Source organism: candidate division WOR-3 bacterium, assembly GCA_029858255.1.
Taxonomy (GTDB): domain Bacteria; phylum Hydrothermota; class Tepidihabitantia; order SM23-42; family SM23-42; genus SM23-42.
In genome coordinates this window covers 36254-55533 of the sequence record JAOUFJ010000010.1, presented here as the reverse complement: position 1 = coordinate 55533, position 19280 = coordinate 36254, and the positions used below count along the sequence as shown (strand labels likewise).

The following is a 19280-nucleotide window of genomic DNA, read 5'->3' as shown; positions in this document are numbered from 1 at the left end:
GCATTACTATGGGGTTATTGAGAAAAACGGCGGTCTTTGAGTCTCTCGATCGTTGCCTGGCGATCGAGTTTCTTCCCTTTTTTCAAGAAGAAGTCTGTGATGAAATAAAATTCTACGCTGCAGATGATAATTATAGGCGCGTTGACCGCGGTTTGGTGCCACGATTCTTCCGATTCCATATCAGCCCAGGGTGCCATGAGTCCGACCGCGGTAGCGAGCGACCCTGCAAGTCCAGCGACTAGGCCCAGTGACCCAAACAGCATTTCATTATCTGTCCGCTTTGAGTAACTGATATCCTGTTCGGTGATCGGGAATCCGGCATTGTCAAAGGCGATGATGTTCCGGCCGATCGCGTCGAAGATTACCTGGTGTGATTTTGATTGGTGCTTTGCCCACATGTAACCCAGTCCCGAGCCGATTGCCGCACTACCCGCATAGACCAGGGGATTGATCCGGTAGTACTTACGTGTGATCTCGACCGGCACAAACGTGCACCCGCCATTGCCAGCCCAACATCCGACTGGTATGCCGATCGTGTCGACCTCGGTCCACGTTTTGCGAGTGATCAAGGCACCGGCATAAGCGCCCAGGGCGCAGCCTCCAGTAATACAACAGGATGTGGTCAAGAAACTGCTGCCTTTTAGTGATTTGGCTGCTGTCTGGATGTCATTATGAGAAATTATCGGCCAGTCGACTTTGAATTCCTCAACAAAGGTGCGGCGGAAATTATCGTCTTCGATGATGAGCCTGCAATTTTGGATATACGAGTTCAGCGTGTTGAAAACATTTCGGTCAATGGTCACTGCTGTATCAATGACCGTTTGGTCACGCCATATTTTCATGTGTACAGTTATTGTATCATCGGATTCAATGAATTGTGCCGAAACAAACCCTGCGATATCGCGGAATAGATGATACTTCTTTGCTTCCAAGGAATCGATTTCACTGCCTACCACTGCGTTGATTTCGAGTTGGGTGAAGATACAGAGAACGAGGAGCATCATTGTTTATCCTCCTTTGCTGTGCATTATACGATCGCCAATACAACTCATAGATTATACTCTTCATCTATTATACATGGAAGAAGGCATAGCTGTCAAGCGTTCGGGAGAATGAGCCATTTGCCATACGGCCAGGGTAGTAACGGTGGGAGGTGTACGCAATCAGAGTTTGACTGAGTTACGTATCAATATCGGATCTAGTGGATCATTATTGTCGATAACGATATCGGCAATTTTCTGCGGTTCGACGTCGTGGAGATATATCTTCTGACCCCGGACGTAGCGTTGTTCATAGCGTTCGGTTATTCTTTCCTTCGTGCCGAAAAGGGCGAGGTCCCGGCAAAGGGCACGCTGCAGAGAAACATCAAAATCAATGTGTAAAAAAATGCGTACGTCCCAGTGGTCATTGAGCTCAGGACGTAAGAGAAAAACGCCGTCGAAAAGAAGAACCGCTTCGGTCGGTGCACGCATCAACGGCGAAAGGAGCGGAGAGTCATTGCGGAAATCGAAGACCGTAGTTCGGTACTCACCAGTTCCGCCCGGCCCCAGCGGATGCAAGAGGTAGTCTCTGATTGCTTCATTGTCAAAGGAATCGTAGTAGTAACCCTCCGGAGAGAGTCCACCGCGAAAGTATCGGTCCTTTTTCGGCCGGTGAAAACCATCGATCGATGCCCTGATCACATGTTTATTGTCATGCTCCAGGGCGGCAGCGATTTCATCGGCAAGCGTGGTCTTGCCGGCGGCATCGATGCCATCAATGGCGATGCGTATCGGATGTCCGGATTCCAGCCTGCCGATCGCTTGTGCTATAAGGTCTACCAGGCGTTTATGTAACACGATTATGTATTATAGTTAACGCGTCACACAAATCAACCTGTCCCTGGCCCCGATTGACAATCAACCGGCTTCTGGTATAATACTACACATTTGAACAAAAATACTTTGATTAAGAAGTTCGAAGAGATATCGATGAACGCGTGGCCTGCGCTGCAGACGATGCTGTACGACGGTTGGGTGCTCAGGTTCGCAAACGGTTATACCAGGAGGGCGAATTCGGTCAATCCAGTCTGTGCTTCGACCATCGACTTGAGTACGAAGATATCGTATTGTGAAAAAGTCTATGCGAAGAAGGGGCTGCGTACGATTTTCAAGATGACTGAAGATGCCTGTCCACCTGACCTTGACCTGGTGCTTAAGGACAAAGGGTATGCGCGTGAAGCCGAAACCTCGGTACAGGTACTAATGCTGGATTTGGTCAACCCAACTGCTGATGGCCGCGTTGAAATCAGCGAACGGGTGGACGATTCATGGCTTGATGCATTCTTCCGCATGAGCGGAGCGGACGTGAGGTATAGAGATACGCTGAGTTCAATTCTGGAGAAAGGCCTGCTGGACAGATGCTTTGCCCGGATATGTAGTGGCGGGTCGATCGTTGCCTGCGGTGCTGGGGTCAGGGAAGAGAAGACGGTCGGCCTGTTCGACATAATCGTTGAGGACCGATTCCGTGGCAGGGGGCTGGGTAGAGTGATAACCGAAGGCATACTCGCGTGGGCACGGAACGCCGGAACGGAAAGATCGTACCTGCAGGTGATGGTCGATAACAGTATCGCGCTCGCGCTCTACCACAAGCTTGGTTTCAGGGAGATCTACCGTTACTGGTACCGGGTGAGCCCATGACGTTCTTCGTAGATGAGTTGCATGAGATAGACGTCCAGTAGCCGGCCAAATTTTTTTCCGACTTCTTTCATTATGCCAACGTGCCTGAACCCTAATGATTCATGGAGGTGAACGCTGACCTCATTGCCTTCTGCTATACGCGCGATCACCGTGTGCAGACCGGCATGCCGTCCTTTGTCCAGTATGTTCTTCAGCAACTCGCGGCCGATGCCTCTACCCTGATGAGACTCCCTGATGTATAGCGAAATTTCGGCCGTATCTGAATACGCACAGCGGTCCGACCACTTGCTCAACGCTGCCCAGCCAACGATTTCACCGCTCAGTTCAGCAACGAGGATCGGATTGGTTGCACCGTGTGCTTGGAACCACGCTTCCTGCTCGGCGAGACTCTTTGGCTCGGTGTCGAAGGTGGCGACCGTTTTCAGAATTGCTTCATTATATATATCGGTAATGGCCTTCAGGTCTGGGATCAGTGCCTGTCGGATGACTAATTGCTCGCCTGTCATATTATGCAAGAGAATATACGGGCGTCGGTCGCTGTCAAGAAGTTGCAGAAGAGGCCAATCCGTACGCCGGTCTGAATTCTCTTTTAGTGAAGTCATGTTCGGTGAGTCATTGACAGACAAGTTTATTGTTCTATAATGAACCACTAAACTCAATAAGATGTTGTGAGCGATCAGGAGGTCGGAATGCAGAAAAAGTTGTTGTGCGCAATATTTTGTTTAGTCTCACTGCTTACCGCGCAGAGTGTAGTATGGTCTTACTACACAACTACCGGAGGAACCTATGCACATTTCAGAGCCACGCGTACGATTGCCGATGTTGATGGAGATGATCATGACGATGTCATAACAGTATCGGAAAACGATACACTTTTTTGTTTCTCCGGAATATCGGGCTCGGTGATTTGGCGTTTTGCGGCCGACCCATGCTACGTGGAGCGCGGTCTGATATCGGTGCCGGACCTTGACGGTGATTCGGTCGCCGACGTCGTGCTCGGTACAGTCTGGGGCACGCGTTCGGTATTTGCGATCTCTGGTGCAGACGGTAGTGTCATATGGCAGTATGACACGCATGAATACGGTGACGGAGGTTGGATCTACGAAGTGGCATTGATGGAAGATATAAATGGCGACACGATCGCTGATGTTCTTGCGTCGGCCGGCGGCCCGGATGCGGAGCGTGTTTATCTTTTCAATGGCGCCACAGGTGCGAAGATCTGGGAGTACCCGGTCGGGTATGCATGTTATGCGGTGCGCGCGATAGGCGACATCAACGGCGACGATATTTCCGACGTTGCGGCCGCCACCGGCAATTATGTACCGGCCGCGTACAAAGTGATATTCCTGAATGGAATGAATGGTAATCTCATACATCAGGTGGCATTGGCGTCTTCGGGTTTGTGCGTGGTGCCGGTCGGTGACATAGATGATGACACGATACCCGATGTCGCATGCGGCACGAGCGGCGGTAGTGTTCTCGCGCTCTCCGGAGTCGATGGAGGCACGATATGGACGATGAGCACAGGAGGGATGGTCTGGGATCTAAGCCTGTTGCCGGATGTAGACAACAGCGGCCACCCTGAATTACTCCCTTCTGGCGTTGCCATGTACAGTTTTGGGTGTCTCGACGCGGCGAGCGGAAATGTCTTGTGGTCGACGCCGGCGGTTGACCAGATCTTCGTGAGCGTGGCGATACCCGATATCAATGGCGATAGCATATGGGATGTGGTGGGCGGTACTGGTTACACGAGCAGCATGTTGTATACACTGGATGGTTTGTCCGGGTCGGTGATCTGGCAGTATTCGATCGGCAGCCCGGTCGAATCGGCATATTGGATCGATGACATCGACGGTAATGAGTTCACTGACATCCTCGTCGGCACGCGGCATGGTTGGTTCTACGCGTTCAGTGATGGTAACGTCTCTGTGTTGGAGAATTCTCAGTTAGTAGATGGATTCACACAGCTCGTGAGCCGTTTCGGCGCGCTGGAAATAAAACACAGCATACCCTTTGGACAAACTGTGAGGATTGAGATCTACTCAGTGCTGGGGCAGAAAATGATCGATCTGAAATCGCACTGTAACAAGAACCCGATGAGTATCGACGTCAGCGGATTGTCTTCCGGAACATATTTTTGCCGGCTTCGCAATGAAGAATCCGACAAACTCTTGAAATTCGTGGTCTTTGACTGAACCCGATGACTTTGTGGGAGCGCAGGGTTCAGGGAGGTGACATGCGTAGAGCATTACTGGTTTTGGCACTCTTGACGGTGTGTGCGCTACACGCGGATGTCTTCAAGTTCTTGAATACGGCGCGTATCGCCTATTTCAATGAGAAAGACTACGGCCGGGCGAGGAAGTCATGTCTGGAAGGACTGGAAATAGAACCCGGTTATGTCGAACTTCTCGTGCTGCTGGGTGGATCGGAAATGGGCCTGGGGAACTGGGCCGCATCAGCGGATGCGTTCGTGAGAGCGTTTGCCGCCGATACTGCGAAAACCCTTGATTGGATCGACAGGCAGACCGAGGGCAGGAAGTATTATTTCCAGGCCTTCTATTTTCACGCACGCGAATTGTTCGAGAAGGGAGAGTTTGATGAAGCCCTCAGGTATTTGAGTCATGACACGGTTTTCGGAATCGATGATATTAATGTGTATGTACTCAGAGGGGCTTCATTATACAAGCTGGAGCGATTTGATGAGGCCAATAATGAGTATTTGAAGGTGCTCGACCTCGATCCCCAGAATCCGGATGTCAACTTCTTGATCGCAAAGTCGCTCTTTGACAATGGTGACTATGATGGTTGTCTTACGTATTTTACGACCGCGATAGATTACTACATGATCAGCTATCAACGGTTGGGCAGGATGCTATTCCAGAACTTGCTCGAGATCGACAGTCTATTGGCGCAGAAGATCGTGATCCTCTGGTTAAATGGCGAGATGGCAGAACTTGACCGAGTGCTAATTGACACGCTTGGCTTCCGCGAGGGTCTTGCCGTGCAGGGGACGAATGTTGAGCAATTTGCCAAGGCATCCGCTGATCTCGGACGCAGTTACTACTATTACAGCATGGCTCATCACAATCTGAAAGCGGACACGGTTGCCCTGACATACATGTTGCAGAGCGCGAAATACCAGCCGACCGATCTAGACGCGCTGTATTTTGCGGGTGAGATGAGTGTTCGGCTTGGCCGGTACCGCGAAGCCGTGCCGTATCTTGAAAGGCTCACAAGGCTCTCTCCGGAGGACAAGTACGCCTGGTTTTACCTTGGTGTCTGCTACACTGAAATAAAGGAGTATTCAAAGGCGATCGATGTCTATGAGAACCGTGTTCTTAAACTCGACCCGGGTGATATCGACGTGATGAATAATCTGGCGTATGTCTATCGTGAAAAGGGTGATAGCGAAAAAGCGTTGCAGTGGTTGATCCGGGCTGAAGAGCAACAGAAGAAGCAGAAGTAGAAAACAGGGAACTTATTCGAACCTGAAGTCTTTTTCCGCAAAAAGCTTCAGACACGCATCCACGGCATTGACGTCATAAGTGATACCCTTATTCCTTGATATTTCCTCGAGCGTATATTCAAGGCTGTAGGCAGGCCGGTAAGGCCGGTGGGAGGATATCGCCTCCACCACGTCTGCGACCGAGAGGATACGCGTCTCGAGCAGAATATTTTTCTCAAGTAATCCCTGGGGATAGCCAGAACCATCGATCCGTTCGTGGTGCTGCAGGACAATATCTGATATCGGCCAGGGAAATTCTATCGCTTTGAGGATATCACTGGCGACCCTTGGGTGTGTCTTGATGATTGTGAATTCAGCCTCACTGAGGCGCGTCGGCTTGCTCAGGATTTCCGACGGAACGGCCAGTTTGCCGATATCATGCAGCATGCCGGCCAGCCGTATACCATTCACTTGCTCTTCGTGAAGGCCCATTTCCTGCGCAATTGCCGAAGCCAGAGCCGTTACGCGACGTTGATGGTCTGTGGTATACGGGTCTCGCTTGCCTACTGCCGAAGCAAGTGCGTTCACAGTTTGTTCGAATATCATGCGCAGTTTCTTGTAGCTGTTCTGCACTTCCTCGGCCGCTTTTCTTCCCTGGACACGCGTGTGTAAAGAGGCGATACCATAGGCAAGGTCGTCGGAAAGCTCGGTGAGAAGTTTAACTTCTTCCGCGTCGAAAACATCGGATTCGACTGAATATATGTTCAGTGTACCGAAAATGTTACCGTCTTCATTGAGCGGGAGGGCTATCATTGCATTGTACCCGCGTTCTGTGGCCTCGCTGCGCCACGGCGCGCGCGCTGGATGGGCATCTAATCGCTTTATTATCTGGGGCTTCCGGGTGAGAATGGCTTGACTCACCGGTTCGTCTTCTTGACCCGGAATATGTATCTCTGAGACATCGAGATATGCATGCTCGTAGCCAGCATGGGCAACTGGACGGACAACACCGGTGTTGCCATCTGGTGCCACGCCAACCCAGGCGAATTTGTACCCACCGAGATTGACTATTATCTCACATATATCAGAGAGCAACTTTGTTTCATCAGTTGCCCGGACGAGGACCTGGTCGCATTCGGTCACCACCTTCAGCGCCCGATTTAGTTTCTTGAGCAGCTCTTCGGATTTCTTGCGTTCGGTTATATCCCTGATGATACCCAGTGTTCCGAGGAATTTCTTGCCCGTATCCTCCACTTCCTTATCATAATGGCCCGTTGAGCTTACATCACCGAAGGCAATAACGGTGCCGATACGTTCATCCATGCCGTCCGCTTTCTTCTTAAGGAGTAACCTTATTTCGAGGTCCGTAGTCTTTCGATCTCCGGTTCGTCTCTCGTCGAAAAGCTTCGGTGCATCTTCATCGCCTGTTTTCTTGCCGCTGTATGCGGGTAGCACAAAGTTGCGGGCGAATAACTTAACGTCATCGGGATGCACTATCTTGCTGAAATGCTCGCCAACCAGCTCCTCGGGTTGGTAACCGAGACTACGCACCGAATCGTTTATGAAAAGGAATATACCTTCGGGGTCGATACGGTAGACAATATCCGGGAGTGTTTTTACTACAGAAAGATAGCGTTCAGCCTCGCGTTGCGTTGTATGTTTGTCGTTTATTTCACCATTTGCCTTCATTTAAGCAGAAGTATACTGATTATGCTATTATTGTCAAGAACAAATGCTATACTACATGATATGACCGCGATGTGGGAATGTACCGGCGGTGGTATATTGCAGCCATCAACATCTGATGATGCCACAGGAGCAGGAGTGAAGATAACAGATATGCGGGCTGACTGGTCGGCTTGACACGCTAATGGATTAAATTATAATTGTACAAACAGGAGGCGATATGGCAACATACATTCTGGTGACGAGATTATCTCCCGAATTGACCAGGGATTTGAAGAAACGAGCTGAGATCGGGCGCAAATGGATGGAGCGAGTGAAGAAAGACTGCCCCGAGGTGAAGTTTCTCGGCCACTATGCGCTTCTGGGCCCGTATGATTTTCTCGATATCTATGAAGCCCCGGATGAAGAGACCGCGGCTAAGGTATCGATGATCAGTCTGTCCGGAGGTGCAACGTCAGCTGAGTCCTGGACCGCCATTCCCTACAAGAAATTCCTTGATTTGATCAAACACCTGTAATTTGACAGACTGGATTTGCGGGATTTGTTCCAACGCTGCGGTGATCGTTACGTAGATGAATGGAAGCTTTGCTACATCAGATTTTCTTGAAGAATTTTGAGAGCCAACCTTCGTCTTTAGTTTCTTCAATCTTTTGAGGCTGCGGTTTTCTGGGTTCTTTTTTCCGCTCCGTCTTCTCTGTTTTCGGTGTCACCGCTCTGACCAGCCCTGATGAAATCATGCCGTAGAAGATCTTTGCGGTGTCGAATTCAGAAATATTTGACTTTCGGGCAATCTGCTTGACCGTCAACGTGCCATCAACAAAGGAAAGCACCTTCCACTCGCGTGGATTCAACTGAATCTTCTCGACCCCTTCCTGCGGTACTTCTACAATCTCGATGGCCATATCAAAGGATGGGATCAGCTTCTGAACCCTGGTCAGTTCATCGATACGTCGTGCTGCTTCAAGAATGACCTGCTGGATCGGCAGATCTACAGTATGCTGGGGTATTTCTTCACCAGGATTGAACGTGAAGCGCCCCTTTTTCCAGCCGAGGATCGCATCGATGGCAGGTTCTCCCTGTATTGAATTTGTTTGTGCATGAGCCACTTTTCCGTTTTTGAAACATACGACGCCAAGATTATCCGCGGTCTGTATCCTGAGGACGCCATCTTTTTGACCCAGCTGAACCAGCTGGAAAACGTCCGTTATTTCAAAATCTTGTAGATCGCCAGCCAGCGACATTAGGTTTTGTACACTCCCATGTTTCTGAATTTCTGGATGCGCGCCTGAATCAGTTCAGAGATTGGAACGGCGACAAGTTCATCCAGATTCTTTATTATGGCTGCTCGGATATTCTTTGCGGTCGTTTCGAAATCCATGTGTGCCCCACCAATAGGCTCGGGGATCGTTGAGTCTATGATGTTCATCGTTCTCATATCCTGAGCGGTCATCTTGAGGGCTTCGGCCGCATCCTTGTTCTTCGACGCGTCGCGCCAGAGTATTGACGCGCAGCCTTCGGGCGTTATTACCGAGTATATTGCATTTTCCATCATCAGTATCCGGTCACCCAGCGCTATTGCCAGTGCACCGCCAGACCCACCTTCACCAAGAATGATGACGAGGATTGGTGTGGGCAGCGTGGCACACTCGAATAGATTCGAGGCGATAGCCTCGGCCTGTCCTCTTTCTTCTGCCCCGACGCCGGGAAATGCACCCGGCGTATCGACCATGGTCACGACCGGCATTCTGAATTTTGCGGCCATTCTCATGATGCGCATTGCTTTGCGATAACCCTCGGGGTGCGGCATACCGAAATTGCGCTTGATTTTTTCTTTAGTGTCGCGCCCCTTTTGGTGGGCAATGATGGCAATGTGGTGCTGTTCGATCTCGGTGATGCCCGAGATTATCGCGTGGTCATCGGCGAACCGTCTGTCTCCGTGCAGTTCGATGAACACATCGGTGATTAGTTTTATTATGTCGAGCGGATATGGCCGGCGGGGATGTCGGGCAAGTTGCACCCTTTGCCATCGCGTCAGGTTTGCATATATTGTTTTCTTGAGTTTTTCTGCCTGGGCCTTCAGCCGCTGTATCTCGTCGTCGACCCCTTTGAGTCCGCGTAGTTCCTCAATTTTCTTTTCCAGTTCGATAATCGGTCTTTCGAACTCAAGCCAGATTCCGTTCACTAGAGACCTATCTTGAGGGCAATATTATTGACCATGCCTAAATTCTTTGGGTAGAAGGAGCCGCCGTATTTTACTTCCAGGGCGCCGACGTCGATCGTCACGCCGAATCCCGGATAGATTTCATCCCGGTAGTTCGCCGCGGCGCTGAGCGTCAGGCGTTGATGTACGGGTATTGACGCGCCAATTCCAAATTCTAACGCAGAGTCGTTTACCAGGTAGCGCAGATCGCTGCTGAGCGTCAGTTTGCGTATTTGATGAAAACCTCCCACGTTTAAGCACGCCGGCAGGTTGACTTCGCCGTTGTTGATCATCATCTTTGTTCCGAAATTGGTCGCGCCGAATGTTATGCCGCTCGTGGTGTTCCGATATGAGAAGGCAATATCGAGGGCGAGCGCATAGTCTGAATATATATAGATGTTCTCCGTTATGTACTTGAGGTTTATGCCGATTCGTCCCTGTGTGGAGACTTCCGCTGACGCGGCGAGGATAAGAGAAAAATCATACGCGCGATACGTGATAAGCGGGTCTTCGGTCGGATAGTCTGGGCGCCATTCTATATCGCCATAATCAAAGTTGACGATGCCCAGACCAAAATCCACTTTCTTCATTTTCTTGCTCATGGATAGGGAGACGCTCTGCATGCCGAGATAGAACCGGTTATATGAGCATTGAACCGTGTAATTGTCGCTCGCCTCGAAGTTTGAAGGATTATAAAAAATCGCCTCTTCCCTGCTCGCGGTGGCGAAACTCGTTGTGACGCCAACCGGTGATGCCGGCATCAACAGCGATTTTACCCCTGCTGTCGCAAATATGATAAGCATAAAGGTATTCATTTATTCCTCGATTATTTCAACATTGGCCCTGGGTAGCGTGACTTTCCTCTTATCATCTAGTTCTACATCCAGAACCCGGACTATTGCCTCGGTGTCGATCTTGGACAAAGCCACAGGCAAGCCCACGACCTTGCCGATCAAACCAAAATAAGGTTCTCTGATTATTCTTACTTTCGTGCCATTTTCGAGTCCGGTACCAGTTGAGAGGTCAGCCGTTTTCTTGGTCACGTCCTTCCTGGCGAAGGGCACGATCAGTTCCGGACGCATAACACCAGCCCTTATCTGAGTGGCTCCATTCATTGAAGTTTTTCGGCCAACAAGTGACTTCAGCAATTCAAAGGTGCGATCGGCCATGCGTAATTTGCCAAAGCCTTCAGTGGCGATCAGTGTAATGCCAACGTTTTCCGAACCGGTGATCGCAACACCGATGTCGTATCCCATGAATCTCTTGAGGTCTGTATCTTCGATACCACCAACCACGACGCCTTTCGCACCGACTTCACGTGCTTTTTCGAGGGCGTCATATTCAGCAATGGAACCACCGATGACAACTTTATCCTTGAATGATTTATCGAGGCTGCTCGGTGTGAGCACTTCGTTAGGGTCACTGGCTGCCATTGCGATCTCGCCGATGGTTTCGCCGCCGATACCAAAAATTCCCTGGATGAAACTACCTGCGGTTCTGATCTCAACGCCTTCCTTCTTTATTATGCCGGTCACTTCACCGTCGATGTAGGCAATGACTTCCACCGGGATTGGCGGTTCGCGCAGGATGACCTGTCCGGTGATCTTGGAGATACTTTCGATCTCGCCTTCGATCGGGCTCTTTACATGAGACTTGAAAAGTCCGAAGAAGCCTTTGCTTTCAGCGCAGACTTCGTCTTTACAGCAGCTTTCGCCTGGTTTCTTCAACATCACATCGTCGATTTCAGCAGGAAGGACACCCAGCAGGCCTGCTACGTTTAAGGTCTGTACATTGCCCGGCAATTTTGTACGGGCGACAACCTGCTCGGCAGATACAGTAGAACCCTTTTCAACAACAATTTCTCCTGGTAATGGAAGGCGACGTTGTTTGGTCAAAACTGTGTACTCAAGAACTTTGAGCCCCGGAGTATATGCATGTGCCAATTTGTGCCTCCTTTAATTAAACTATATTAGTCATATTTTCACGGAGGTCAAGAGGATATCAATCTGCTTCCCTGATACTCAGGATAACAGGCATGGCCAGCCCCGGCAGGATACGGGCTCATTCAAAGGCGTCCTATCAACCGTCTTACCATTTTCATGTTCATCTGATCTTCCTTCAGATCCTTGCGCGGTGTTTCCATGATGAACGGCAGATGTTGGAGAGCTTCGTGTTGCAGAATATGCGACATGCCCCGTCCGATTTTACCCTTTGCGATGTGCCAGTGCCGGTCGCGACGCGAACCGCAGTCGGTCTTCGAATCGTTTAGGTGAATCAAGAACAGCCGGTTCAGACCGACGATCCGGTCGAATTCGGAAATGGTGTTACCGACCGAATCTCTGGTGCGGAGGTCATAACCTGCAGCAAAGGCGTGGGCAGTATCGAGGACAATACCGATCCTTTTGCTGCGCCCGACCCCATTGATGATCTCTCGCAATTGCCTGAAGTCATGGCCGAGTTCATTCCCGCTGCCGGCCGTATTCTCGAGCAGAAGCTTCACGTCATTCGATACCCTTGTCAGTGCCCGGCCGATGCCTTTACTCATCTGCTTCAGGCCCTTGTCCGGGTCGGGTGCAGAACCAACATGCAGGATCAGAAAAGGGGCACCTATCTGGGCACATCTCTTGAGGCCGTCGATAAGAGAGCCGACCGAGCGTTCGAATAGCCTTTTGTCGGCCGAAGCGAGATTAACGAGATAGGGCATATGAACGAATACCGGTCGGATGTCGTGCTCCTTAGCCTCCTGCATGAACGCGCTGGTATCGTCATTATCCAGGGGCCGGTATTTCCATCCTCGTGGATTGCGCGAGAAGATCTGGATCGTTTCGCATCGGCGTTCTCGAGCCCGGGCGATCACCTTCCTGAAGCCGCCGCTTATCGAAACATGGAAGCCGAATCTCATCTTAAGAATGATTGCGGAAATAATACAAAAGATGCCAGAGATGTAAAGACATCAAAGCCTGAATGTTATTCTTTTCTATGGATCGATAGGGTGTTTGGGTCAATCGTCAGGTAGCGGTCTTTGCCAAAATACAGGACTGGCCGGACTTTCTTTTCGTCGATCAGGTCTTGCTCACGTAGCATGTCTCTGTTAACGTGTATCGACAGGATCTGCCCGACAAGCAGAAAATGATCGCCGTATTCGTGGAGTGCATACTTTTCGCATTCGTACGCGCCGTAGCTTGCCGACATTATTACGCTGTCCACCTTTTCCGTAGTTCTGGTCGCAATCTTGAAATGACCTATTTTTTCGATGTCGCGGCCAGATGTGCTGCCGAGTTCGGCAATGAGATTTGCCTGATCATGCATCAGGAAATTTACCGTAAAACCGTTACATCCGGGTAGCAGCTCGAACGTATGTCGCTTTGGCGATATGAGAACGCCGTACAGTGGTGGTTTTGCGGATATCGGAGTATGCCAGGCAGCTGGCATCAAATTTTTCCCGACGCCGATCACGGCAACTGTCTGGGGAAAGATATAGTAGAATTTCTCTAGTGTGGTGGTGGTGAGCATTATTTTTTCTTTTTCTCGGGTTTTTGACAATCCGGACAAAAATTCTTGCCGCGTTTCGACACCATACCCTTGCCGCAGGACGGACATTTCTCATCGACCGGTGGATAAAAGGATGTGAAATCGCAGCTCTTACACTTATAGATCTTGCCGCGTTTAGTGGAGATGATTATCATTTCGGCACCGCAATTGCGGCATGGCACCTCGTGGGCAACATTTTCAGTGTGGCGGCATTCTGGATAGCCCGAACAGGCGAGAAACTTGCCGAATCTTCCGTGGCGCATGATCAATTCACGGTTACACTCAGGACACTTCTTGTTGCTTTTTTCTTCGATGAGATTCTCCGAGTGCTTGCATTCGGGAAATCCTGAGCACGCGAGGAACTTGCCGTACCTGCCCCATCTGATTATCATCGGGCGTCCGCATTTCGGGCATTTCTTGTCGGTCTTCTCAACGATTTCCTCTTTGAGCTTGTCGGCTTCCTTCTGGGCATCGTTCAACTTTACGACGAATGGGTCGTAGAATTCACGGACCACGTTCTGCCAGGCTTTCATGCCGTTTTCGACCTGGTCGAATTCCTTCTCCATCTTAGCGGTGAAAGAAACAGCGAAGATGTTCGGGAAGCGTGGTATGATTATCTTGAATACCTGCCGGCCAAGTTCTGTTGGGGTGATCCGGCCTTCATGCTTTAGCACATATCTGCGCTCGAAAAGTGTTTGTATTATGTGCGCGTAGGTTGAAGGTCTGCCAATGCCATTCTCCTCGAGCCGCTTTATCAAGGAAGCCTCGGTGTAGCGTGGTGCGGGCTCGGTCTTCTTTTCCTCGAATTCGATCTCGGTCAAGGTCACCCTGTCGCCGACCGCGACCTTTGGCAACACACCTCGTTCCGAAACATCCCCGGTCAGTATCTGATAACCAGGGAATATGTTCCTCAGTTCATCGGCACGGAAGTCGACGCCGGCATTGCTGAGGACCACTTCTTTCTGGTGATAGCGCGCAGTGGCCATTTGAGATGCCATGTAGCGGATATATATCAGTTTGTATATTTTGTACTGGTCCGGGGTCAGGTGTTGTTTTGTCGCATCTGGATCAAGGTGTATTTTCGTTGGTCTTATCGCTTCATGTCCCGCCTGGGCTCCTTTGCGGTCTTTGAACTTTCGTATTTCTTTGTGCAGATAGTCTTCTCCGTATTTGCCGACGATGTATTCACGCAGGTTATTGAGAGCGTCGGCATTGACGCGCGTCGAGTCAGTTCTCATATAGGTGATCAAACCGATGCGGCCTTCGGGTAAGCTGATGCCTTCGTAGAGACTTTGAGCGATGTGCATCGTCTTACGCGCGGACATGCTGAATCGCTTTGATGCTTCCTGCTCGAGAGTCGAGGTTATGAAAGGAGCTGGAGGCGTTCTCGTCGGATTGGTTGTTCTAAATGATGTCACGTTGAATGCAGTGCCTTTTTGGAATATACCCTGCAGCCGCTTCAATTCTTCCTGGCTCTCTATCTTACGGGGCTTACCGTCGATCCGCCAGAGGGCAGCTTTGAAAATCTCCTTATCCTGTGTTTCGAACTGAGCATCGGCTGTCCAGTATGGGGTTGGAATGAAACTTTCGATCTCCTCTTCACGTTCGCATATTAATCGGAGCGCTACACTCTGCACGCGCCCGGCCGATAATCCTCGCTTGATGATTTTCCACAGTATCGGACTCGTGTAGTAGCCAACGATACGATCCAGTATGCGCCGTGCTTTATGTGCATCGACAAGGTTTTGATTGATCGTTGTCGGGTTCGCGAGTGCTTGCCGGACATGCTCTGGTGTTATTTCATAGAAGAGCGCGCGTTTGACATTTGCACCGTTTGAATTCAGAATTTCATAGAGGTGTTGTGCAATCGCTTCGCCTTCACGGTCTGGGTCAGGGGCCAGGAAGATCTCCGCAGAATTCTTGCATACCTTCTTGATCTCGTTTATGATCTTGGCCTTACCGCGTATCTTGATGTACTGGGGTGAGAAGTTGTTCTCTACATCGACGCCTAACTTTGACTTAGGCAAGTCCTTTATATGCCCCTTGGATGATACCAATGCATATTGGGAACCAAGAAATCCTTTGATCGTCTTGGATTTAGTGGGTGATTCAACGATAATAACTCTCTTTTTCGCCACGGACTATTATATAGCATTTCGACTTCGCGTCAAGAACCGTCAGATTTGCCACCTCTTTCTTGACATCACACATGCTATAGTTATAATTGCACAATAAAAGATTCGCTGAAACCCGGTGGATATCGGAGGAGAGGTGTCATGCAAATTGCCGTCCCGTCCTGTAATACTGCCTTGCGGGTACCGAATGCAATCATCATAGAGATATTGAATGTAGAATCTACATGCTAACCAAAAAAGAGTTTCAAGAAATCGTCAAACTCGAAGGGCAGGTCCGGGGTTCGGCCCTGAACACGGACGCGGCTTGCATCCGGAGCCAGGAGGGCAGAGAAGGTCTGCACAGAGTAGAGGAAAGATTCCGAATTCTGGGTTATCCATTGGAGTACCGTCACATAAAGGACATGGGTTGGTACCCGATAAGTTTGCGCGTACTTTCGCTTTGCGCCGTGAGGGATGTTTTCAGACTGGACGAATCCGACATGAAAAAAATGGGTGATACGGCGCCGAAATTTTCTTTCATGGTCAAGGTTTTCATGAAATTCACTGACCTGCGTGATGTTGCGCTTGACAGTATCCCGGGCTACTGGCGCATGCACTACAGTATTGGCGATATGAAAGTTGGTGAAATCAATGAACATATGGGATATATGACCTTTCAGCTGGATAATTTTCGCGTTCATCCTATTCTTTGTTCCTATTTCGAAGGGTATTTCCGCAGATTACTGCAGTTCGGCTTTGTAGATGAACAGCTCGGGAGTTATGAAACAAAATGTGTGCATAGAGGTGATGCTCTTCATGAATACCGGATCAACTGGAAGAAATAGTAGCCGAAAGAAAATGCGGGCATTCACTGCCACGGAGCACGACCTGTTCACCATGGAGCAGTACATAAATGACATATGGCAGTTCCTGCCCATTCCGGTTGCCTACCTGAATCCACTTGGTGTGATACTGGATGTCAGCAGCTCACTCGAAGGTATGCTGCATTACCGAAAGGAAGAGTTGATCGGCGGCACCTTGATAGGTCTCTTTACCGAGCGGGAGAAGATCCAGCAGATACAAAAACTCACTCTGGAAAAAAGCCGCGTGAATGATCATCAATGTGTGATAAAGAATAAGGAAGGGCAAGAAATCCCCGTTAACGTGTCTACATTGATAAGAAAGGATGAACGGGGTGAATCGATAGGATACTTCGTGGCCTTGCTTGATATATCAAAGCGGTTGTCGGCCGAACAGGCTTTCAACACTTCTGAATCTCAGTATCGTGCGACCTTGAATTCAATTGGAGATGGAATCCACGTCGTGGACAAAGATCTTCGTCTTGTCATGGTCAATGAAGCTTTGAGGTCGCGAACCAGAGAGTTAGGAATCGATTTTGAACCGGTGGGCAGAACGATCGGTGATGTTTTCAATTTCCTTCCCGAGACGGTGAACAGAGAATATGCTGAGGTCTTTGAGAAAGGTGAGTTGTTGGTTACCGAGGAAACAGTGAAAGTCGGTAATCGGGAGTTCATTTCCGAAGTGCGTAAGATACCGATATTCGATGGCGACAGTGTCGATCAAGTGGTGACGGTCATTCATGACATAACGGCGCAGAAAAGAGATGAACAGGTCAAGTCAGTGCTCTACAAAGTTTCGCGTGAAGTAAACAGTGCCAGGGACCTTCGTGAGCTTTTCGATTTGATCCAGCGCAGTCTGAGTACAATCATCGACGCCCGTAATTTTTATATTGCCTTGCGCAACAAGGGAAGCAGGGAAATCTCTCTTGCGTATTTTGTCGACGAGAGAGAGGATTTCAAATCATTGCCCTCAGGCAGAACACTTACTACTTATGTGATTGACAACAACCGGCCGCTTCTGGTCACCGAGAGCGATATAGGACAAATGAGACGCGCCGGTCAGATCGATGCTGTCGAAACGCCGGTTAAGGTTTGGCTGGGAGTTCCCCTGAGGGCCAAGGATACCGTTGTTGGTGCACTTGTTTTGCATAACTATAATGATCCCTCGGCTTACACAAGGAAGGATATGGAGATCCTCGAGTTCGTATCGGAACAGGTGGCAGCGGCAATCGAACGGAAAAGAGTGGATGAAGAGATAAATTTGAATTTTCAGCGTTTGAAGAAAACTTCGACGAGCATAATTTTCACGATGGCGAAGATTCTCGAACTTCGTGATCCTTACACGGCAGGTCATCAACAGCGTGTGGCGCGGCTTGCGTGTGCGATCGCTCGCGAGATGGGACTCGACGAGGAGGAGGTCGATGGTATCTTCATGGCGGCGTTGATCCACGATATTGGGAAGATCTATGTGCCGGCAGAGATACTAAACCGTCCTGCCAAGCTCAACGAAACCGAGATGGACCTTGTGAAAACCCACCCCAGTATTGGCTATGATATCGTGAAGGAGATCGATTTTGCACAACCGGTCGATCGTATCGTCGTGCAGCATCATGAACGTATCGATGGCTCCGGTTATCCCGACGGCATCAACGGGAGCGACATAATACTACAGGCAAGGATCCTGGCAGTTGCCGATGTCGTTGAGGCGATGGCTTCCCACCGTCCCTACCGCCCTGCCCTGAGCCTTGATGAGACTCTTGGTGAAATTGACAAATACCGCGATGTACTTTATGACGGTCAGGTTGTAGATGCCTGCATGAAGATATTCAGGGACAGCAGCTTCAAGTTTGAGTGATCCTTTCATGACAGTACCTGTTCAATGGCAGACACTCGAATGAACCCGAATATCGTTGTCCGGGATGATGTATGAATCTGCTACCTTTACAGAATGGCATACTGTACGGACCGATCACTTCACGGCGTCTGGGAAAAAGCCTCGGCATAAATTTAATGCCGACGGGATACAAGTTATGCAGTTTCAATTGCGTCTACTGCCATTACGGTTGGACAAAGGTACATGCGTTTGATGTGGAACCGTTTGTCAGGGATATGCCGCGGTTCGACGATGTCATCAGCGCAGTGGAGAGTGCACTCATGTCACATCTGGAGTTCGATTACCTTACATTCTCGGGAAATGGTGAACCGACGCTTTATCCGGAATTCGCATCATTGGTGGAAGAGGTAGCACGTACGCGTGACAAATATCGACCCGGATTGAAGATCGCGCTGCTTTCCAACTCATCCGCGCTGAATCCTCCTGAAGTCAAAAGGAGTATCATTCATATCGATGTGCCCGTATTCAAACTTGATGCAGGAACCGAATTTGTCTTTAAAAATATCAACCGGCCATGTCCGGACGTGAGTTTTGACGATATCATTGCGAATCTACATTCGCTGATTGGCGTTGTGATCCAGACGGTGCTTGTGAATGGGAAACCCGGTAATGTTGGGAAAGAGGATTTGAATGAATATTTCGACCGGATTTCAATGATCCAACCAGCGTGCGTACACGTTTACTCGATCGACCGGCCGGTACCCAATGTTTCCATTGTCCGCATCCTCCCCGATGAGCTCGAACGGATAGCCGAGTTGGGTACGGGTGTAACCGGTGTCCCTTTCAAGGCATTTTTCATCAGGTAAGTAGCATAGCCATAATACGCCGGCATGCGCCGCCACAGGGTTTTGATGTGCTCACCACTATTCTCG

At 49.8% G+C, this 19280-nt stretch carries 19 protein-coding genes; 8 read left to right on the top strand and 11 right to left on the bottom strand.

The genetic code is table 11. The features are described 5' to 3' along the window. Positions 1–14 precede the first annotated feature (14 nt). The gene (locus OEV79_06240) at positions 15–1004 is read right to left on the bottom strand and encodes a hypothetical protein (protein ID MDH4211030.1); all 990 of its coding nucleotides are present in this window, start codon (positions 1002–1004) and stop codon (positions 15–17) included. 159 nt (positions 1005–1163) lie between these two features. Beyond that, complete coding sequence (locus OEV79_06235; protein MDH4211029.1) at positions 1164–1838, bottom strand: uridine kinase; 675 nt, start codon at positions 1836–1838, stop codon at positions 1164–1166. A 90-nt stretch (positions 1839–1928) separates the two neighbouring features. Between OEV79_06235 and OEV79_06230 the strand changes: the two genes are divergently transcribed. Beyond that, on the top strand, positions 1929–2678 hold the full coding sequence (locus OEV79_06230; protein ID MDH4211028.1) for a GNAT family N-acetyltransferase: 750 nt from the start codon (positions 1929–1931) through the stop codon (positions 2676–2678). Here the strand turns inward: OEV79_06230 and OEV79_06225 are convergent. After that, a complete protein-coding gene (locus tag OEV79_06225) occupies positions 2654–3184 on the bottom strand; it encodes a GNAT family N-acetyltransferase (GenBank protein ID MDH4211027.1) in 531 nt (176 codons plus the stop codon). The two genes, OEV79_06230 and OEV79_06225, sit on opposite strands and share 25 nt — an antisense overlap. A 183-nt stretch (positions 3185–3367) precedes the next feature. On the opposite strand from OEV79_06225, the gene OEV79_06220 reads away from it, so the two are divergent. Together OEV79_06220 and OEV79_06215 are read left to right on the top strand one after the other, a co-directional pair. Continuing rightward, entirely contained in the window at positions 3368–4873 is a 1506-nt protein-coding gene (locus OEV79_06220) for a PQQ-binding-like beta-propeller repeat protein (protein ID MDH4211026.1), read from the top strand. Positions 4874–4914: 41 nt separating this feature from the next. Then, entirely contained in the window at positions 4915–6144 is a 1230-nt protein-coding gene (locus OEV79_06215; GenBank protein ID MDH4211025.1) for a tetratricopeptide repeat protein, read from the top strand. A 12-nt stretch (positions 6145–6156) separates the two neighbouring features. On the opposite strand, the gene OEV79_06210 is transcribed toward OEV79_06215, so the two are convergent. Next, the gene (locus tag OEV79_06210) at positions 6157–7812 is read right to left on the bottom strand and encodes a GAF domain-containing protein (GenBank protein ID MDH4211024.1); all 1656 of its coding nucleotides are present in this window, start codon (positions 7810–7812) and stop codon (positions 6157–6159) included. Positions 7813–7833: 21 nt separating this feature from the next. Here OEV79_06210 and OEV79_06205 point away from each other — a divergent pair, with 21 nt between their 5' ends. Both OEV79_06205 and OEV79_06200 read left to right on the top strand, forming a co-directional pair. Then, positions 7834–7986 (top strand): hypothetical protein, encoded by a 153-nt coding sequence (locus OEV79_06205; protein ID MDH4211023.1) that lies wholly within the window; start codon positions 7834–7836, stop codon positions 7984–7986. Between the two features lie 43 nt (positions 7987–8029). Beyond that, a complete protein-coding gene (locus OEV79_06200) occupies positions 8030–8326 on the top strand; it encodes a GYD domain-containing protein (GenBank protein MDH4211022.1) in 297 nt (98 codons plus the stop codon). 76 nt (positions 8327–8402) lie between these two features. Here the strand turns inward: OEV79_06200 and OEV79_06195 are convergent, their stop codons facing one another. From OEV79_06195 to topA, 7 genes are all read right to left on the bottom strand, one after another. Next, positions 8403–9050 (bottom strand): DUF4388 domain-containing protein, encoded by a 648-nt coding sequence (locus tag OEV79_06195; protein MDH4211021.1) that lies wholly within the window; start codon positions 9048–9050, stop codon positions 8403–8405. Further along, entirely contained in the window at positions 9050–9991 is a 942-nt protein-coding gene (locus tag OEV79_06190) for an acetyl-CoA carboxylase carboxyltransferase subunit alpha (GenBank protein MDH4211020.1), read from the bottom strand. The genes OEV79_06195 and OEV79_06190 overlap by 1 nt, the downstream gene beginning before the upstream one ends. After that, complete coding sequence (locus OEV79_06185; protein MDH4211019.1) at positions 9991–10812, bottom strand: hypothetical protein; 822 nt, start codon at positions 10810–10812, stop codon at positions 9991–9993. Before OEV79_06185 ends, OEV79_06190 begins: the two co-directional genes overlap by 1 nt. Positions 10813–10824: 12 nt before the next feature. After that, complete coding sequence (locus tag OEV79_06180; protein MDH4211018.1) at positions 10825–11952, bottom strand: hypothetical protein; 1128 nt, start codon at positions 11950–11952, stop codon at positions 10825–10827. A 122-nt stretch (positions 11953–12074) separates the two neighbouring features. Next, positions 12075–12911 (bottom strand): deoxyribonuclease IV, encoded by an 837-nt coding sequence (locus tag OEV79_06175; protein ID MDH4211017.1) that lies wholly within the window; start codon positions 12909–12911, stop codon positions 12075–12077. Positions 12912–12976: 65 nt separating this feature from the next. Continuing rightward, complete coding sequence (locus OEV79_06170) at positions 12977–13522, bottom strand: flavin reductase family protein (protein MDH4211016.1); 546 nt, start codon at positions 13520–13522, stop codon at positions 12977–12979. Next, positions 13522–15678, bottom strand: a complete 2157-nt coding sequence (topA, locus tag OEV79_06165; protein ID MDH4211015.1) for a type I DNA topoisomerase — start codon at positions 15676–15678, stop codon at positions 13522–13524. The genes OEV79_06170 and topA overlap by 1 nt, the downstream gene beginning before the upstream one ends. Before the next feature lie 221 nt (positions 15679–15899). Here topA and OEV79_06160 point away from each other — a divergent pair, with 221 nt between their 5' ends. The 3 genes from OEV79_06160 (at position 15900) to OEV79_06150 (ending at position 19214) form a co-directional block, all read left to right on the top strand. Beyond that, entirely contained in the window at positions 15900–16499 is a 600-nt protein-coding gene (locus OEV79_06160) for a hypothetical protein (protein MDH4211014.1), read from the top strand. Beyond that, positions 16435–18369 carry a PAS domain S-box protein gene (locus tag OEV79_06155; GenBank protein MDH4211013.1) on the top strand — a complete coding sequence of 645 codons (1935 nt, stop codon included), beginning with the start codon at positions 16435–16437 and terminating at the stop codon, positions 18367–18369. Before OEV79_06160 ends, OEV79_06155 begins: the two co-directional genes overlap by 65 nt. A gap of 71 nt (positions 18370–18440) precedes the next feature. After that, positions 18441–19214 carry a radical SAM protein gene (locus OEV79_06150; GenBank protein ID MDH4211012.1) on the top strand — a complete coding sequence of 258 codons (774 nt, stop codon included), beginning with the start codon at positions 18441–18443 and terminating at the stop codon, positions 19212–19214. Positions 19215–19280: the final 66 nt, after the last annotated feature.

Bases quoted from the DNA above. Each gene is read 5' to 3' on its own strand.
- OEV79_06220 (MDH4211026.1), top strand. From the start codon at position 3,368: ATGCAGAAAAAGTTGTTGTGCGCAATATTTTGTTTAGTCTCACTGCTT.
- OEV79_06195 (MDH4211021.1), bottom strand. From the start codon at position 9,050: ATGTCGCTGGCTGGCGATCTACAAGATTTTGAAATAACGGACGTTTTC.
- OEV79_06170 (MDH4211016.1), bottom strand. From the start codon at position 13,522: ATGCTCACCACCACCACACTAGAGAAATTCTACTATATCTTTCCCCAG.
- OEV79_06185 (MDH4211019.1), bottom strand. From the start codon at position 10,812: ATGCTTATCATATTTGCGACAGCAGGGGTAAAATCGCTGTTGATGCCG.
- OEV79_06175 (MDH4211017.1), bottom strand. From the start codon at position 12,911: ATGAGATTCGGCTTCCATGTTTCGATAAGCGGCGGCTTCAGGAAGGTG.
- OEV79_06205 (MDH4211023.1), top strand. From the start codon at position 7,834: ATGCTATTATTGTCAAGAACAAATGCTATACTACATGATATGACCGCG.
- OEV79_06200 (MDH4211022.1), top strand. From the start codon at position 8,030: ATGGCAACATACATTCTGGTGACGAGATTATCTCCCGAATTGACCAGG.
- OEV79_06150 (MDH4211012.1), top strand. From the start codon at position 18,441: ATGAATCTGCTACCTTTACAGAATGGCATACTGTACGGACCGATCACT.
- OEV79_06210 (MDH4211024.1), bottom strand. From the start codon at position 7,812: ATGAAGGCAAATGGTGAAATAAACGACAAACATACAACGCAACGCGAG.
- OEV79_06215 (MDH4211025.1), top strand. From the start codon at position 4,915: ATGCGTAGAGCATTACTGGTTTTGGCACTCTTGACGGTGTGTGCGCTA.
- OEV79_06160 (MDH4211014.1), top strand. From the start codon at position 15,900: ATGCTAACCAAAAAAGAGTTTCAAGAAATCGTCAAACTCGAAGGGCAG.
- OEV79_06240 (MDH4211030.1), bottom strand. From the start codon at position 1,004: ATGATGCTCCTCGTTCTCTGTATCTTCACCCAACTCGAAATCAACGCA.
- OEV79_06155 (MDH4211013.1), top strand. From the start codon at position 16,435: ATGAAACAAAATGTGTGCATAGAGGTGATGCTCTTCATGAATACCGGA.
- OEV79_06225 (MDH4211027.1), bottom strand. From the start codon at position 3,184: ATGACAGGCGAGCAATTAGTCATCCGACAGGCACTGATCCCAGACCTG.